Origin of the sequence: Streptomyces sp. NPDC006602, from assembly GCF_042870385.1 — a bacterium.
Lineage (GTDB): Bacteria > Actinomycetota > Actinomycetes > Streptomycetales > Streptomycetaceae > Streptomyces.
The window spans coordinates 54,839-70,836 of record NZ_JBIAHG010000007.1 but is presented as its reverse complement, the minus strand read 5'-3'; the positions used below and the strand labels follow the sequence as shown (position 1 = coordinate 70,836).

Sequence of the window (15,998 nt, the reverse complement as noted above, 5' to 3'; positions counted from 1 at the left end):
CGGATCCTGTCTGAGAGGTTTCTTAATGATCGCTGTGAGCGGTACGCGCGCGTGCGTCCCGCCACTCGGGCGCGAGAATGGACCACACCTCGAGGTCGTGCCGCACCCCACCATAGGGGTGGCTCTGCCGCCGCACTCCCTCGAGGGTCATCCCCAGCCGCCGGGCCACGTTCAGGCTGGGCGTGTTGCCCGCGGCGGCGATCCACTCGACGCGGTGGATGCCGCGCTGCTCGATCGCGAAGTCGATGAGCACCCGCATCGCCCGGGTGACCAGACCGCGTCCGGTGCCGGCGGGCTCCAGCCAGCAGCCGACCTCGCAGTTGCCGGTGTCCGCGCGGAAGTTCAGGAAGAGCACGCCGCCCACGAGCTGGCCGTTCAGCCACAGGCCGTGCAGGGACGCGGTGTCGGCGGCGCGCATGTCGGCGTACCGCTGGAGCATGGCTCGCGCGGACTCCACGTCCGTCTCCTTGGAGCCGAAGGCGATGAACTGCCCGATGAACCCCCGCCCCCGGTCCAGATGCGCCAGGAACTCCTCGGCGTGCCACGGCTCCAGGGGACGCAGTTCGGCTCCGTCGTCACCCAGGGATATCGCGTACATCCTCTTGGTCCCGCCCCTTCGCCAGTACGTCCGCCATCTCGGCGTCCGCCACGGCGGCCAGCCTTTCATGGGCGGAGCGGCACTCGGGCGGCTCGATGCTGATGCGGGGCATACGGCGGTCCAGCCAGCGCGGCAGCCACCAGTTGGCCCCACCGAGCAGGTGCATCAGGGCCGGCACCAGCAGCGTGCGGACCACGAAGGCGTCGAGGGCGACGGCGGCGGCGAGCGCGATGCCGAACATGGCGATCACCCGGTCACCGCTGAGGACGAAGGCGAGAAAGACGGAGATCATGATGACCGCGGCGGAGTTGATCACCCGGCTGGTCTCGGCGAGGCCGACGCGGACGGCCCGCCGGTTGTCGCCGGTCTCCAGCCACTCCTCGTACATCCGGCTGACCAGGAAGACCTGGTAGTCCATGGAGAGCCCGAAGAGCACGGACACCATGATCACGGGGAGGAACGGCTCGATCGGACCCGCGCGGCCGAGCCCGAGCAGTTCGCTGCCCCAGCCCCACTGGAAGATCGCGACGACGACGCCGAAGGCGGCGGCGACCGCGGCGACATTCATCGCGGCGGCCTTCAGCGGGATGCCGACGGAACGGAAGGCGAGCAGAAGCAGCAGACAGCCCAGGCCGATGACCACGCCGACGAACACGGGCAGCTTGCCGACGATGACGTCGGCGAAGTCGTCGTAGCCAGCCGTCACCCCGCCGACCTGGATGTCGAGTGCGGTGCCGGTCTCGGCGCGCGGCAGGACCTCGGTGCGCAGCCGGTCGACGAGGTCGCTGGTCTTCTGGGACTGCGGCGAGGACTCGGGGACGATCGTGAAGTACGCGGTGTCGCCGCCGGTGTCGTATGTCACCGGTGTCACCGACGCGACGCCCTCGGTGGTGCGGATCGTGGCGTCGAGGTTGTCGAGGGCGAGCTTGTCCTCGGCTCCCTTGACGTGCGTGACGAGGGTGAGCGGGCCGTTCACGCCGGGCCCGAAACCTCCCCCACTCTCGGCTGCGCTCGAGCGGGAGGTGCCCCCAGCGAGGAGGTCGTACGCCTGGCGTGTGGTCGACGCCTGCGGGTTGTTGCCCTGGTCGGAGGTGCCCAGGTGGAGCCCGAAGGTGGGCAGGGCGAGGACGGTGATCACGGCCAGGGCGAGCGCGCCGAGCAGCTTGGGGTGGCGCTCCACGAACGCCGACCAGCGGGCGGCGAGCCCCGTCGGCAGCTCGGGCCGGGGCCCGTGTTCCGCGAGGTGGCGCCGCTCTCGCCGGCTGAGGGCGCGCATGCCGATGAGGGACAGCAGGGCAGGCAGCAGGGTCACGGAGGCCGCGACCGTCAGGACCACGGTCAGCGAGGCGGCGATCGCGACGCCGTTGAGGAAGCCGAGCCGGAGGATCAGCATCCCCAGCAGGGCGATGCAAACGGTGGCACCAGCGAAGACCACCGCCCGTCCGGTGGTGGCGACGGCGTTGGTGACCGCCTCCGTGACGGACAGCCCGCGTTTGAGCCCGCGCCGGTGTCTGGTGACGATGAACAGCGCGTAGTCGATGCCCACGCCGAGCCCGATCAGCATCCCGAGCATGGGCGCGAAGTCGGCGACGGTCATGACGTGCCCAAGGAGCACGATCCCGGCGTACGCGGTGCCGACGCTGACCAGTGCGGTGGCGATGGGCAGCAGCGAGGCGGCGAGCGAGCCGAAGGCGAGGAACAGGACGACCGCGGCGACGGCCACGCCGACCACCTCGGCGAGATGCCCGCCGGACGACTCGGTGAGCGCGATGGCGCTGCCGCCGAGTTCCACCTGGAGCCCGTCGGTCTCGGCGTCCTGGGCGGCGCCGACGACGGCCTGGGCCTCGCCCTGGTCGATGTTCTCGGCCGGGTCGTCGAAGGTCACGGTGGCGTAGGCCGTGTGTCCGTCGGCGCTGATCCGGGCGGCGCCCTGGTCGTCGTACGGGCCGGACACGGCGGCCACGCCGGGCAGGGCCTCGATGCGGTCCAGGGTGCGGGTCATGGCCTGTTCGACGTCGGCGGCCCGGACGGTGCCGGACGTGGTGTGCCACACAACGGTGTCGCTGTCACCACCGAGGTCCGGGAACCCGTCGCGCAGCAACTGGGTGGCGCGGCCCGACTCGGTGCCGGGAACCTCGTAGTCGTTCGAGTAGGCGGAGCCCGCGACGACGGCGGCCGTGCCGACTCCGCCGAGGGCGAGGAGCCACAGGAGAACGACGACGAGGCGTCGTCGGACACACCAGCGTGCGAGGGCTGCCACGAACGTGCTCCCGGGGGCTATATGTGGATCTTTGACCGGGAACAGTCGTTCTTAAGACATCTTTGGAACTGCACGATGTGAACGGCCCGCAAAGAACGCATGAGCAATGTGAGAACCACTCTTGCAGGCCAAAGTGATCGTTTGCCGCGTTCGTGCGTTTATTCACAAGAGTGCGAGGCAGATCACAGGACAGTAACGGGAGCTCTGTCACCTCAGTCGAACTGGTCGCCCAGCGCCATCACCATCACACCGGCGATCAGCAGCCACAGGGCCCGGCGGGTGCGCCCGCGGGACCCGAGGACGGATGCCAGCGCGCACACGACCGCGCCGAAGGCGTAGGCGGCCGGGACGAGCGTGGGTGCCGAACCGGTCAGGCGGAGTGTCGACACGGCAAGGCCCGCGAGCGCCAGCAGCGCCCCCGTGCCGGTCGCCGTCCAGCGGGCCCGCCGGGCGCCCTCGGCCGGATCTCCGACGTCGTGTATCTCGGAATCACCGCGTCCGCTCATGGCGGGCGAGCCTAGCGCGTCCGGATGGGAAATCGGATGCGGGGCCCGGCGACCGGCTGTCAGCGTCCGCGGGTTCCCCGTTCTCGCGGCCCCTCGCCGCCGGCCTGAGCAGGTGCGTTGCTCGCGCCCGCCCTTGACCTGGACGCGCTGCGTCCCAGCGCCCGCGTCCTCGACCTGGGCTGCGGCCGGGCCTTGACCTCGGTCTTCCTGGCCAGGGAGTACGACGCCCAGGTCACCGCGGCCGACCTGTGGGTCAAGCCCGACGAGAATGCGCCAGTGCGCGGAGATGCTGCGGGGTGGACGAGGGACGCGCGCTGGGCTTCGTACGGCTCGTAGGACGCCGCATGTGAGCTCATAGGACGCCGCTTTCGAAAACGCGCCTGGGGGGACGCATCGCAACCGATGCATCCCCCCAGGGGTTACTGCTGTGAGTCTCAGCCCTCGCTGACGCCCAGCTTCTGAAGGATCAGCTCCTTGACGCGGGCCGCGTCCGCCTGGCCGCGCGTGGCCTTCATGACCGCGCCGACCAGGGCGCCGGCCGCGGCCACCTTGCCGCCGCGGATCTTGTCCGCGACGCCCGGGTTGCCGGCGATGGCCTCCTCGACGGCGGTGGTGAGGGCGCCCTCGTCGGAGACGACCTTCAGACCGCGCTTGTCGACGACCTCGTCCGGGGTGCCTTCGCCCGCGAGGACCCCTTCGATGACCTGGCGGGCCAGCTTGTCGTTCAGATCGCCGGAGGCCACCAGCTTGGCGACCCGGGCGACCTGCTCCGGCGTGATGGCCAGCTCCTCCAGCGACTTGCCCGACTCGTTGGCGCTGCGGGCGAGTTCACCCATCCACCACTTGCGGGCGGGAGCCGCGTCGGCACCGGCCTCGATCGTGGCGACGATCGACTCCAGCGCGCCGGCATTGAGGATGGCCTGCATCTCGGTGGCGCTGATGCCCCACTCCTCGCGCAGGCGGTTGCGGCGGACCAGCGGCAGTTCCGGCAGCGACGTGCGGATCTCCTCGACCCACTCGCGCGTCGGGGCCACCGGCACCAGGTCCGGCTCCGGGAAGTACCGGTAGTCCTCGGCCTCCTCCTTCACGCGGCCCGAGGTCGTCGACCCCGTGTCCTCGTGGAAGTGCCGCGTCTCCTGGATGATCGTGCCGCCGCTGTTCAGGACGGCCGCGTGCCGCTGGATCTCGAAGCGGGCCGCGCGCTCCACGGACCGCAGCGAGTTCACGTTCTTCGTCTCGGAACGCGTGCCGAACTTCTCGCGGCCGTGCGGGCGCAGCGACAGGTTCACGTCGCAGCGCATCTGGCCCATCTCCATGCGGGCCTCGGAGACGCCGAGCGCCTTGATGACCTCGCGCAGCTCACGGACGTACGCCTTCGCCACCTCGGGAGCGCGCTCGCCCGCGCCTTCGATCGGCTTGGTGACGATCTCGATGAGCGGGATGCCGGCGCGGTTGTAGTCGAGCAGCGAGTGCGAGGCGCCGTGGATACGGCCCGTCGCGCCACCGACGTGCATGGACTTGCCGGTGTCCTCCTCCATGTGGGCGCGCTCGATCTCCACGCGGAAGGTCTCGCCGTCCTCCAACTGCACGTCGAGGTAGCCGTTGAAGGCGATCGGCTCGTCGTACTGGGAGGTCTGGAAGTTCTTCGGCATGTCCGGATAGAAGTAGTTCTTCCGGGCGAAGCGGCACCACTCGGCGATCTCGCAGTTCAGCGCGAGACCGATCCTGATCGCGGACTCGACGCCGGTCGCGTTGACGACCGGGAGCGAGCCGGGCATGCCGAGGCAGGTGGGGCAGGTCTGCGAGTTGGGCTCGGCGCCCAGCTCGGTCGAACAGCCGCAGAACATCTTCGTCTTGGTGCCGAGTTCGACATGGACCTCGAGGCCCATGACGGGGTCGTACGACGTCAGCGCGTCCTCGTACGACACCAGGTCGATCGTGGTGGTCACGGTGAAACTTCCCTCTCAGCCCAGCAGGACGTCGTCGTCGCCCAGCCGCTTCAGCTCGCGGTAGAGGATGGCGAGGCCGGTGACGATGGCGACGGCGGACACGGTGGCGTCGATCAGGACCAGGGTGTCCTTGTCGGCGCGGGCTTTCTTGAGCCGCTTGGCGACACCGATCGCGCCGAACGCGGTCCCGGCGATGGACAGGTACGTACCGGACTTGGACTTCTTGAAGCCCTTGGCCTTGGTCAGTGCGCTCACAGCGACGGTGCCTCCTCGATCAACGGGTGACCCCACCTTTCCACGAAGGCGGCCTCGACGGCGGCGCCGACCTTGTACAGACGGTCGTCCTTGAGCGCCGGGGCGATGATCTGCAGCCCGACCGGGAGGTTGTCCTCCGGGGCGAGACCGCAGGGCAGCGACATGGCCGCGTTGCCCGCCAGGTTGGTCGGGATGGTGCACAGGTCCGCGAGGTACATCGCCATCGGGTCGTCGGCACGCTCGCCGATCGGGAAGGCGGTGGTCGGCGTCGTCGGGGAGACGATCACGTCGACCTGCTCGAAGGCCTTCTCGAAGTCGCGGGTGATGAGCGTACGAACCTTCTGGGCGCTGCCGTAGTACGCGTCGTAGTAGCCGCTCGACAGGGCGTACGTGCCGAGCATGATGCGGCGCTTGACCTCGGGGCCGAAGCCCGCCTCGCGGGTGAGGGAGGTGACCTCCTCGGCGGAGTGCGTGCCGTCGTCGCCGGTGCGCAGGCCGTAGCGCAGGCCGTCGAAGCGGGCGAGGTTGGACGAACACTCGGACGGCGCGATCAGGTAGTACGCCGACAGGGCGAGGTCGAAGGACGGGCAGTCCAGCTCGACGATCTCGGCGCCCAGCTCCTTCAGCAGCGCGACGGACTCGTCGAAGCGCTGGATGACGCCGGCCTGGTAGCCCTCGCCGCGGAACTGCTTGACGACACCGACACGCATGCCCTCGACGCTGCCCTTGCGGGCGGCCTCGACGACCGGCGGGACTGGCGCGTCGATGGACGTGGAGTCCAGCGGGTCGTGCCCGGCGATGACCTCGTGCAGGAGGGCCGCGTCCAGGACCGTACGGGCGCAGGGTCCGCCCTGGTCGAGGGAGGAGGAGAAGGCGACCATGCCGTAGCGGGAGACCGCCCCGTACGTCGGCTTCACGCCGACCGTGCCGGTGACGGCGGCCGGCTGGCGGATGGAGCCGCCGGTGTCGGTGCCGATGGCGAGGGGCGCCTGGAAGGAGGCGAGCGCGGCGGAGGAACCGCCGCCGGAGCCGCCGGGGATCTTGGTGAGGTCCCAGGGGTTGCCGGTCGGGCCGTACGCGCTGTTCTCGGTGCTGGACCCCATGGCGAACTCGTCCATGTTGGTCTTGCCGAGGATGACGACGTCGGCGGCCTTCAGCTTCTTGGTGACGGTCGCGTCGTACGGCGGGATCCAGCCCTCGAGGATCTTGGAGCCGACGGTCGTCGGGATGCCCTCGGTGGTGAAGATGTCCTTGAGCGCGAGAGGAACGCCGGCCAGCGGACCGAGCTGGTCCCCCCTGGCCCGCTTCTCGTCGACGGCGCGGGCCTGGGCGAGAGCGCCCTCGCGGTCGACGTGCAGGAAGGCATGCACCTTCTCGTCGACGGCCTCGATACGGGCCAGGTGGGCCTCGGTGACCTCGACCGCCGTGAGTTCGCCGGAGGCGATCTTCGCGGCGGTCTCGGCGGCCGTGAGCTTGATGATGGTGACGTTGTCCGTCATGGCGGTTAGTCCTCCCCCAGGATCTGCGGCACCTTGAAACGCTGCTGCTCCTGGGCCGGGGCGCCGGAGAGCGCCTGCGCGGGGGTGAGCGACGGACGGACCTCGTCCGCCCGCATGACGTTCGTCAGCGGGAGCGGGTGCGAGGTCGGCGGTACGTCTTGGTCGGCGACCTCACTGACGCGGGCGACCGCGCCGATGATGTCGTCCAGCTGTCCCGCGAAGTGCTCGAGCTCTTCGGGCTTCAGCTCCAGACGCGCCAGCCGGGCGAGGTGGGCGACCTCCTCGCGCGTGATGCCAGGCATGCAGCGATCCTCTGGGGTGAGAGTGTGTGGTTTGGGGCCAATCCTATGGGGCGGGGGGCTGTGGCCGTTAAACGGTTTCGCGAGCGCTCGTCGCACGTCCGTCTGCCGCCGACTTCCTGTGGCCGCAGATGGCTTGTCAACCCTCGCGGCGGAGGGTCACCTGTCGGCCGGGCTGAACGGGTGGGCGGGTGGGAAAGTCCCGGAAATCACTCCGCGGCCGGCAACGCAGCCCGCGGCCGCTGCCAGCCCCGCGACCCCCGCGCCCGCAGCCACGCCGTCGTCTCCTCCGGCGGCATCGCGGCCGCGACCAGCCAGCCCTGTACGGCGTCACAGCCCATGTCCCGCAGCCGCTCCCAGGTCTCGTCGTCCTCGACGCCCTCGGCGACGACGAGCAGGCCCAGCGAGTGCGCGAGGTCGACCGTGCAGCGCACGATCTCCGCGTCCTCGGTGTCGACGGCCAGCCGGGCGACGAAGGAGCGGTCGATCTTCAGCTCGCTGACGGGGAGCCGACGCAGGTGCACCAGCGAGGAGTAGCCGGTGCCGAAGTCGTCCAGGGACATCTTCACGCCGTGGCCGGTCAGCGCGGCGAGGGTGTCGGCGGCGCGCTGCGGGTCCTCCAGGAGGACGTGTTCCGTTATCTCCAGTTGGAGCGCTCCCGCGGGGACTCCGTGGCGGGCCAGCCGGGCGGCCACCGAACCGGCGAACCCGGGCGTGTGCACGTCGCGCGGGGAGACATTGACCGCCACCGGGACGAACAGCCCCTGGGAGCGCCACTCGGCGACCTGGGCGAGGGCCGTGTCCAGGACGTACTCCGTGAGGTGGGGCATCAGGCCGGACGACTCGGCGATGGCGATGAACTCGTCCGGCGGGACCTTGCCGCGCTCGGGATGCACCCAGCGGACCAGGGCCTCGAGCCCGGCCACCTGTCCGTCGAAGCGGACCTTGGGCTGGTAGTGCAGCTGGACCTCGTGCGCGTCCAGGGCCCGGCGCAGATCGCCCAGCAGTCCGAGCCGGTCCGGGGTGTTGGAGTCCCGCTTGGATTCGTAGACCTCGACGCCCGTACGGTCCCGCTTCGCCTGGTACATCGCCACGTCCGCCCGCCGCAGCAGCCCCTCGGCATCGAGGGCGTGATCGGGGAAGACGGCGACTCCGGCGCTGGCCTCCAGGACGAGGGTGAGGCCGTCGAGGTCGAGCGGGGAGCTGAGGGCGGCGACGAGGCCGCGGGCGACCCTGGTCGCGGAGGTCGTGGAGTCGGCGACCGGCAGTAAGACGGCGAACTCGTCGCCGCCGAGCCGGGCGGCCTCCGCACCGCGCGGCAGCGCGAGCCGGAGCCGGTCGGCTATCTGGAGCAGCAGCCGGTCACCGGCGAGGTGCCCCAGCGTGTCGTTGACCGACCGGAAGCGGTCCAGGTCGATCAGCATGAGCGCGGAGCGGGCGCCGATGCGCTCGGCGTCGTCCAGGGCCGTCCAGATGCGCTCCAGCAGCCACTGGCGGTTGGGAAGCCCGGTCAGCGGATCGCGCAGCTGTTCCTCCGCCCGGGCCCGGGCTATCCAGAGGGTGGAGTCGAGGGCGATGAGGGGGATGGCGAACATCGGCAGCAGGATGGGCTTGGCGGTGGCGACCACGCAGACCAGGGGTGCTATGCCGAGCAGCGCGACCGCGACCAGGCCCTGTCTGGCCAGGGCGGTGCGCGCGACGGTGGGCAGTCCGCCGGAGCGGGGGGCGTGCAGATACCAGCCCAGGGTGCGGGTGACGGTGAGGTAGGCGACGGCGACGAGCGCCACCTCGGGGCCGGTGTAGAACGTCCAGGTCTCGGGGTCCCAGGGGTGCTCGACGGACGGCACCCGGCCGAACGCGCCCAGCAGCAAGGCTCCGGCGCCGATGCCGAGGATGTCCACCGCGCCGTGCAGGACGCCCTGGCGCCAGCGGCCGCGGCGGGCCACGCCGACCAGCAGGACGACGGTGAGGCTGACCATTCCGGCGGGCACCCAGCCGTACAGCAGCAGGACGGCGAGGGTGAGGGCGGCGCCGGAGCCGGTGCCGCCCCACCAGCGGGCGCGGCCGAGCGCGACCAGGTGGCCGACGATGATGCCGGTCAGCACGGCCAGCGACCAGCCGACGGTGCCGGACGGGAAGAGCGCGTGGCCGTCGGTGAAGGCCCGGTAGAAGCCGGCGCCCAGGACGAACCCGGCCACCGCGACGACCGCCGTGGGCAGCGTGGGCCAGGACAGATGCCGCTCCGCCTCGGTGTCCCGCAGTCCGGACGTGCGTTCGCCGGTGTGCTGCGTGGCACCCTCCCCGTCGGTCTGCGTGTAGGGTCCGGCCGGGTAGTGTCCGGCGGCACGCCCCTCCGCGCCCGGACGCTCCGCGGGCCGCCAGACCCGTCGGATCTCCCGCCATGCGCCGACCATCCGGCGCAGGCGCAGCCGTGAGTCCGGGGCGGCGCTCTCGCTCGGTTCCATTCCCGTCCCTCTCACAGCCGGCGGTGCCCACGCCACGCGGCCCCCGCCTCGACCACCCTCGGCGGTGCCGCGTTGGAAAACCCTTCCCGCCGCTCCTGAAGACTCTTCAAGAGCAAAGGGATGCCCCGACCGCAACTGGGCACGGCAGGCGCACATCTCAACAGTAGGCCGCAGAAGGCTTCCACGGGCACCGGTCGTCGACGGTTGCCCGAATGCGCCCCGGCCACCCGTATGCATCTGGTATGCGCCGATCGGGTGGCCTTCAACCGCTACTCCTCGCTACTCCTGAGCCGGAAGCGCGACTTCGGCCGCCGCCTCCGGGCCCTGTTCCAGCAGGACGTCGAAACCGTCCTCGTTCAGAACGGGCACCTTGAGCTGCATCGCCTTGTCGTACTTCGAACCTGGATTGTCACCCACAACGACGAAAGACGTCTTCTTCGAAACAGAACCGGTCACTTTCGCGCCACGACTTTGCAACGCCTCCTTGGCGCCGTCCCGGGTGAAGCGCTCGAGTGTGCCGGTCACGACGAGAGTGAGCCCTTCCAGCGGACGCGGGCCCTCGTCCTCGCCCGAGCCCTCCTCCTCCATCCGGACGCCGGCGGCCTTCCACTTGCGGAGGATCTCCTGGTGCCACTCCTCGGAAAACCACTCTTTGAGTGATTTGGCGATGATCGGGCCGACGCCGTCGGTGCCCGCGAGCTCCTCCTCGGAGGCCTGCTCGATGCGATCGACGGAGCGGAACTCGCGGGCCAGCGCCTCGGCGGCGACCGGCCCGACATGACGGATCGACAGGCCGGTGAGGATGCGGGCGAGCGGACGCTGCTTCGCGGTCGCGATGTTCTCCAGCATGGCGAGCGCGTTCTTCTTCGGCTCGCCCTGCTGGTTGGCGAAGACGGTGGCGACCTTCTCCTCGCCGGTCTTCGGATCGCGCTTGGGCAGGCCGCTGTCCTGGTCGAGGACGTACGCCTTGATGGGCAGCAGCTGCTCGATGGTGAGGTCGAACAGGTCGCCCTCGTCCGTCAGCGGCGGTTCCGCGGGCTCCAGCGGCTTGGTGAGGGCGGCAGCGGCGACGTAACCGAAGTGCTCGATGTCCAGCGACTTGCGGCCTGCGAGGTAGAACAGACGTTCGCGCAACTGGGCGGGGCAGGTACGGGCGTTCGGGCAACGCAGATCCACGTCGCCCTCCTTCATCGGCCGCAGCGCCGTACCGCACTCGGGGCACTCGCTCGGCATCACGAACTCGCGCTCACTGCCGTCCCGCAGGTCGACGACCGGGCCGAGGATTTCCGGGATGACGTCACCGGCCTTGCGCAGCACCACCGTGTCCCCGATGAGGACGCCCTTGGCCTTGACGACGTCCTGGTTGTGCAGGGTCGCGAACTCGACCTCGGAGCCCGCGACCGTGACCGGTTCGACCTGTGCGTAGGGCGTGATGCGGCCCGTACGGCCCACGCCCACGCGGATGTTGATGAGCTTGGTGTTCACCTCTTCCGGCGCGTACTTGTATGCGATCGCCCAGCGCGGAGCGCGCGAGGTGGAGCCCAGCCGTCCCTGCAGCGGGATCTCGTCGAGCTTGACGACGACTCCGTCGATCTCGTGCTCCACGGAGTGCCGGTTCTCGCCGTAGTACTCGATGAACTGCCGTACGCCGTCGAGGTCGTCGACCACCTTGTTGTGCCGGGAGGTGGGCAGACCCCAGGTCTTCAAGAGGTCGTAGCCCTGGGAGAGACGGGTCATGCCGCCGAAGCCCTCCAGCGCGCCGATGCCGTGCACGACCATGTGGAGGGGGCGGGTGGCGGTGACGCGGGGGTCCTTCTGGCGCAGTGAACCGGCCGCCGCGTTGCGCGGGTTGGCGAACGGCTTGTCGCCGGCCTCGACCAGGCGGGCGTTGAGCTCCTCGAACTTCTCCATCGGGAAGTAGACCTCGCCGCGGATCTCCACGAGGTCCGGAACGCGGTCGCCCTTCAGACGCTCCGGGATCTCGGAGATCGTACGGACGTTGGGCGTGATGTCCTCGCCGGTGCGGCCGTCGCCGCGGGTCGCCGCGCGCGTGAGCCGGCCGTGCTCATACGTCAGGTTGACGGCGAGCCCGTCGACCTTGAGCTCGCACAGGAGGTGGTAGTCGGGGGCGCCGACGTCCTTTGCGACGCGCTCGGCCCAGGCGGCGAGCTCCTCGTCGCTGAAGGCGTTGTCGAGCGAGAGCATGCGGGAGCGGTGCTGGACCGCCGTGAACTCCGTCTCGTACGCGCCCGCGACCTTCTGCGTCGGCGAGTCCGGCGTGCGCAGCTCCGGGTGCTCCTCCTCCAGCGCCTCCAGGGTGCGCAGGAGCTTGTCGAACTCCGCGTCGCTGACGACCGGAGCGTCCTTCACGTAGTACCGGAAGCGGTGCTCCTCGATCTGCTCAGCGAGCTGCGCGTGCTTCTCCCGTGCCTCGGCGGGCACCGTCGTCTCCGCTTGCTTTTCGCCGGCCACCGTGTTGTCCTCCCGTTACTCTGGGTTGTCTGCGAGGGATCTCGCCGCCCGGACGCAGTGGGCGAGGGCCTCGCGCGCATACGCGGGGGACGCCCCCGCGAGTCCGCACGACGGCGTGACGGTGACCGCCTCCGTGAGAAGCCCCGGATGCAGCCCCAGCCTGCGCCACAACGTCCTGACACCCATGACGCTACCGGCAGGGTCTGACAACGTGCCGTCCGTGCCCGGCACGACACCGGCGAAGAGCCGGGTGCCGCCCTCCACCGCCTCACCGATCGTGTCGTCGTCACGCTCGGTGAGGAGCGAGAAGTCGAAGGAGACCGCCGCCGCACCGGCCCGGCGCAGCAGGGCGAACGGGACGTCCGGTGCGCACGAGTGGACCACGACCGGGCCGCCGCCGTGAACCCCGATGACGTCCCGGAGCGTGGCCTCGACGACCTGGCGGTCGGGGGTGCGGTAGGTGCGGTAGCCGCTGGCCGTCCTCACCTGGCCGCGCAGTACGGCGACGAGGGAAGGTTCGTCGAGCTGCAGCACGATCTGGGCGCCGGGCACGCGGCGTCGCACGTCCGCGAGATGCTCCCGCAGGCCCTCGTTGAGCGAGCCCGCGAGGTCGCGGTAGGCGCCGGGGTCGGAGAGGACGGCCTCGCCGTTCCTCAGCTCGAGGGCGGCGGCCAGGGTCCAGGGGCCGACGGCCTGCACCTTCACCTGTCCCTCGTAGCCCTGGGTGAACTCCTCCAGTGCGTCGAGGTCTTGGACGAGCCACGACCGGGCTCGCTTGGTGTCCCGTCCCGGGTGGTCGCCGAGCCGCCAGCCACTGGGCTCCACGCGCGCGTACATCTCGACGAGCATTCCGGCGGTCCGGCCGATCATGTCCGCGCCGGGGCCGCGGGCGGGGAGCTCGGGCAGGAACGGGAAGTCGTCGAAGGATCCGGTGGCGGTTTTGGCGGCCTCCCTGGCGTCGCCTCCGGGGAGGGAGCCGATGCCGGTGGCCGGGGCGAAGCTGAAGTGTGCGTTCACGTGGGAAAGCCTACGTAGGTGGTCCAGGGCGGGTGCTCCGGTGCGGTCCCGGTTTCTCGCCCCGCCGCCCCTTCCCGTCCCGTCCCTGGGGGCTGCGCCCCCAGACCCCCGCTTCGGCCCGGAACGGGCCTCGTCCTCAAACGCCGGACGGGCTGAGTAGCGACCGAGTCGGGCGGTGCGTGGGCGAAGGCCCGTGGGTCTGGGGGCGGAGCCCCCAGGGACCGCAACCCTCACCGGCCCGGGCGGACCGTCAGGTCGTTGATTTCCGCGTCCCTGGGGAGGTCGATCGCCAGCAGGATCGTCGTCGCGACCGACTCCGGGTCGATCCACTGCGACGGGTCGTAGTCCTTGCCCTCCTGCTGGTGGACCTTGGCCTGCATGGGGCTGGCGGTGCGGCCGGGATACACCGAGGTGACGCGGACACCGTTCGCGTGCTCCTCGTGGCGCAGCGAATCCGCCAGGGCCTTCAGGCCGTGCTTCGACGCCGCGTACGCGGACCAGTCGGCGTGGGCGTTCAGGCCGGCGCCGGAATTCACGAACACCACGTGCCCGCGGGCGGCGCGGAGTTGGGGCAGGAAGTGGCGGGTCAGCTCGGCGGGGGCGATGAGGTTGACGTTGAGCTGATGGCGCCACGACTTGGGGGTCAGCTCGCCCACCGGGCCCAGGTCGACGACCCCGGCGATCTGGAGCAGGGAGTCCACGCGGTCGGGAAGCGACTGGTGCGAGAAGGCCCAGGACAGCTTGTCGGGGTCCGCCAGGTCGCCCACCAGCGTCTTCGCGCCGGGGAACTCCGCCGCCAGCTCCTTCGCGCGGCCCGCGTCGCGCGCGTGCAGGATCAGAACGTCCCCGCGCGCGTGCAGACGGCGGGCCACCGCCGCGCCGATGCCGGATCCGGCTCCGGTGATCACATGAGTAGCCATGTCCGCCATGCTCGCATCAGGCCCACCTCATTCGACGCCCTGGCTCTCCTCCAGGTGGGCCAGCGCTCCTACCGGCTCCTCCGCGAAGAACACCAGGTCGGTCAGCGGGCGCGGCAGGAAGCCCTCGTCCTCCATGCGGCGGAACTGTTCCTTGAGGCCGTCGTAGAAGCCCGCGGTGTTGAGGAGCACCACCGGCTTGTCGGTGTGGCCGTGCTTCTTCAGTTCCAGGATCTCGGTCGCCTCGTCGAGCGTGCCGGTGCCGCCCACCATGATGACGACCGCGTCGGCCTTCTCCAGGAGGAGCTTCTTGCGCTCGGCCAGGTCGCGCGTCACGAGCATCTCGTCGGCTCCCTGACGCGCCTTGGCCGCCAGGAACTCCACGGTGACGCCCAGCAGTCGACCGCCCGCCTCCTGCACACCGTCGGCGACCACCTTCATCAGCCCGACGTCGGAGCCGCCCCACACCAGCGTGTGCCCGCCCTTGCCGATCAGCTTCGCGAACTCCCTTGCGGGGCGGGTGTATCGCTCGTCGAGGTCGGCGGCGGAGAGGAAGACGCAGATTCGCATGAAGCCACCGTAGCCGGGAAGAACCAGCGGCCCGCGAGCGCTGTTCCGGTATGGCCGAAGGACACACGATCACCATCGAGCAGGGCACCCGGCGCGTACGGGTCGTCCACGACGACCAGGTGCTGGCGGAGACCGAACGACCCCTCCTCCTGCGGGAGACGGGCTGTCCGGTGCGGTACTACATCCCTCCGGAGGACGTACGGCTCGACCTGCTGACGCCCTCCGAGACCCACACGTACTGCCCGTTCAAGGGCACCGCGTCCTACTGGTCGCTGCCGGACGCGGCCGACCTGGTCTGGGCGTACCCCGACCCGAAGCCGGATGTCGCCGACATCAAGGACCACCTCTGCTTCTACGAAGTGGAAGTGTCGTGACCGATTAGTTCGGTGTCGTCCGGCAGTCTTCTCAGGCATGGACAAGAAGACGACTTCGCGCGACGGCACCTCCATCGCGTACGAGAGCACCGGTGCGGGCCCCGCGGTCATCCTCGTCAGCGGGGCCATGTCGACGGGAGCGACGGTGGCGCCGCTGGCCGTGCCTCTGTCCGACCGGTTCACGGTGGTTTCCTACGACCGCCGGGGTCGCGGCGAGAGCGGCGACACGGCCCCGTACGCGGTGGACCGTGAGGTCGAGGACCTCGCGGCGCTGATCGGTGCGGTCGGCGGCGAGGCCTCGCTGTACGGCATCTCCTCGGGCGGCGCGCTCGTGCTGCACGCGGCGGCGAGCGGGCTGCCGGTGCGTCGGGTGGCGGTGTACGAGACGCCCTTCGCCGTTGACGAGGGCGGGGTGGAAGAGCGCGCCGAGTACACCCGGGGGCTGACCGAGGCGCTCGCGCAGGGCCGGCGCGGGGACGCCGTCGAACTCTTCCTGCGGCTCACCGGGCTGGCCGAGCAAATGATCCAGGGTGCCCGCCAGTCGCCCATGTGGGCCGGCATGGAGGCCCTCGCGCCGAGCCTGGCGTACGACGACGCCGTGATGGGCGACGGCCGCGTCCCGCGCGCCCTGTTGGCCTCGATCAGCGTCCCCGTTCTGGCCGTCGCCGGCGGCGCGAGTCCCGCGTGGCTGCGTGAAGCGGCGCAGGCGGTCGCGGAGGCGGCGCCGGAGGGAACGTACCGGGCGCTGGAGGGGCAGACCCACATGGTGGACCCGAACGCCCTCGCACCCGTGCTGGCGGAGTCCTTCCTCCGGTGA

General features: G+C 70.6%; 14 protein-coding genes and 1 pseudogene. 3 read left to right on the top strand and 12 right to left on the bottom strand.

Going from position 1 to position 15,998, the window contains the following annotated elements; translation table 11 throughout:
- Nucleotides 1–22: 22 nt before the first annotated feature.
- The 3 genes from ACFYO2_RS20160 to ACFYO2_RS20150 all read right to left on the bottom strand — a co-directional run bounded on the left by ACFYO2_RS20160 (nt 23) and on the right by ACFYO2_RS20150 (nt 3,364).
- Nucleotides 23–598, bottom strand: coding sequence for a GNAT family N-acetyltransferase (locus ACFYO2_RS20160; RefSeq protein ID WP_388350568.1), 576 nt, complete (start codon nt 596–598; stop codon nt 23–25).
- Nucleotides 576–2,858, bottom strand: a complete 2,283-nt coding sequence (locus ACFYO2_RS20155; protein ID WP_388350565.1) for an MMPL family transporter — start codon at nt 2,856–2,858, stop codon at nt 576–578. The genes ACFYO2_RS20160 and ACFYO2_RS20155 overlap by 23 nt, the downstream gene beginning before the upstream one ends.
- A 212-nt stretch (nt 2,859–3,070) precedes the next feature.
- Nucleotides 3,071–3,364 (bottom strand): hypothetical protein, encoded by a 294-nt coding sequence (locus ACFYO2_RS20150; protein ID WP_388350562.1) that lies wholly within the window; start codon nt 3,362–3,364, stop codon nt 3,071–3,073.
- A gap of 120 nt (nt 3,365–3,484) precedes the next feature.
- Between ACFYO2_RS20150 and ACFYO2_RS20145 the strand changes: the two are divergent.
- Nucleotides 3,485–3,637 (top strand): annotated as a pseudogene (locus tag ACFYO2_RS20145) (SAM-dependent methyltransferase); the annotation flags it as partial.
- A gap of 161 nt (nt 3,638–3,798) precedes the next feature.
- Here the strand turns inward: ACFYO2_RS20145 and gatB are convergent.
- The 9 genes from gatB to ACFYO2_RS20100 form a co-directional block, all read right to left on the bottom strand.
- Complete coding sequence (gatB, locus tag ACFYO2_RS20140) at nt 3,799–5,313, bottom strand: Asp-tRNA(Asn)/Glu-tRNA(Gln) amidotransferase subunit GatB (protein ID WP_388350559.1); 1,515 nt, start codon at nt 5,311–5,313, stop codon at nt 3,799–3,801.
- A 15-nt stretch (nt 5,314–5,328) separates the two neighbouring features.
- The gene (locus ACFYO2_RS20135; RefSeq protein WP_053747884.1) at nt 5,329–5,568 is read right to left on the bottom strand and encodes a hypothetical protein; all 240 of its coding nucleotides are present in this window, start codon (nt 5,566–5,568) and stop codon (nt 5,329–5,331) included.
- Nucleotides 5,565–7,067, bottom strand: coding sequence for an Asp-tRNA(Asn)/Glu-tRNA(Gln) amidotransferase subunit GatA (gatA, locus tag ACFYO2_RS20130; RefSeq protein ID WP_388350556.1), 1,503 nt, complete (start codon nt 7,065–7,067; stop codon nt 5,565–5,567). Before gatA ends, ACFYO2_RS20135 begins: the two co-directional genes overlap by 4 nt.
- A gap of 5 nt (nt 7,068–7,072) precedes the next feature.
- Nucleotides 7,073–7,369, bottom strand: coding sequence for an Asp-tRNA(Asn)/Glu-tRNA(Gln) amidotransferase subunit GatC (gatC, locus tag ACFYO2_RS20125; RefSeq protein ID WP_067164579.1), 297 nt, complete (start codon nt 7,367–7,369; stop codon nt 7,073–7,075).
- 206 nt (nt 7,370–7,575) lie between these two features.
- On the bottom strand, nt 7,576–9,831 hold the full coding sequence (locus ACFYO2_RS20120) for a putative bifunctional diguanylate cyclase/phosphodiesterase (protein ID WP_388350553.1): 2,256 nt from the start codon (nt 9,829–9,831) through the stop codon (nt 7,576–7,578).
- 279 nt (nt 9,832–10,110) lie between these two features.
- On the bottom strand, nt 10,111–12,303 hold the full coding sequence (gene ligA, locus ACFYO2_RS20115; RefSeq protein ID WP_388350551.1) for an NAD-dependent DNA ligase LigA: 2,193 nt from the start codon (nt 12,301–12,303) through the stop codon (nt 10,111–10,113).
- A gap of 15 nt (nt 12,304–12,318) precedes the next feature.
- Nucleotides 12,319–13,320 carry a methionine synthase gene (locus ACFYO2_RS20110; protein ID WP_388350549.1) on the bottom strand — a complete coding sequence of 334 codons (1,002 nt, stop codon included), beginning with the start codon at nt 13,318–13,320 and terminating at the stop codon, nt 12,319–12,321.
- 230 nt (nt 13,321–13,550) lie between these two features.
- Nucleotides 13,551–14,249 carry an SDR family oxidoreductase gene (locus ACFYO2_RS20105; protein WP_388350546.1) on the bottom strand — a complete coding sequence of 233 codons (699 nt, stop codon included), beginning with the start codon at nt 14,247–14,249 and terminating at the stop codon, nt 13,551–13,553.
- 18 nt (nt 14,250–14,267) lie between these two features.
- Entirely contained in the window at nt 14,268–14,807 is a 540-nt protein-coding gene (locus ACFYO2_RS20100; RefSeq protein ID WP_388350544.1) for a TIGR00730 family Rossman fold protein, read from the bottom strand.
- Nucleotides 14,808–14,857: 50 nt separating this feature from the next.
- Between ACFYO2_RS20100 and ACFYO2_RS20095 the strand changes: the two genes are divergently transcribed.
- Together ACFYO2_RS20095 and ACFYO2_RS20090 are read left to right on the top strand one after the other, a co-directional pair.
- On the top strand, nt 14,858–15,181 hold the full coding sequence (locus ACFYO2_RS20095) for a DUF427 domain-containing protein (RefSeq protein WP_388350541.1): 324 nt from the start codon (nt 14,858–14,860) through the stop codon (nt 15,179–15,181).
- A gap of 37 nt (nt 15,182–15,218) precedes the next feature.
- Nucleotides 15,219–15,998, top strand: a complete 780-nt coding sequence (locus tag ACFYO2_RS20090) for an alpha/beta fold hydrolase (RefSeq protein ID WP_388350538.1) — start codon at nt 15,219–15,221, stop codon at nt 15,996–15,998.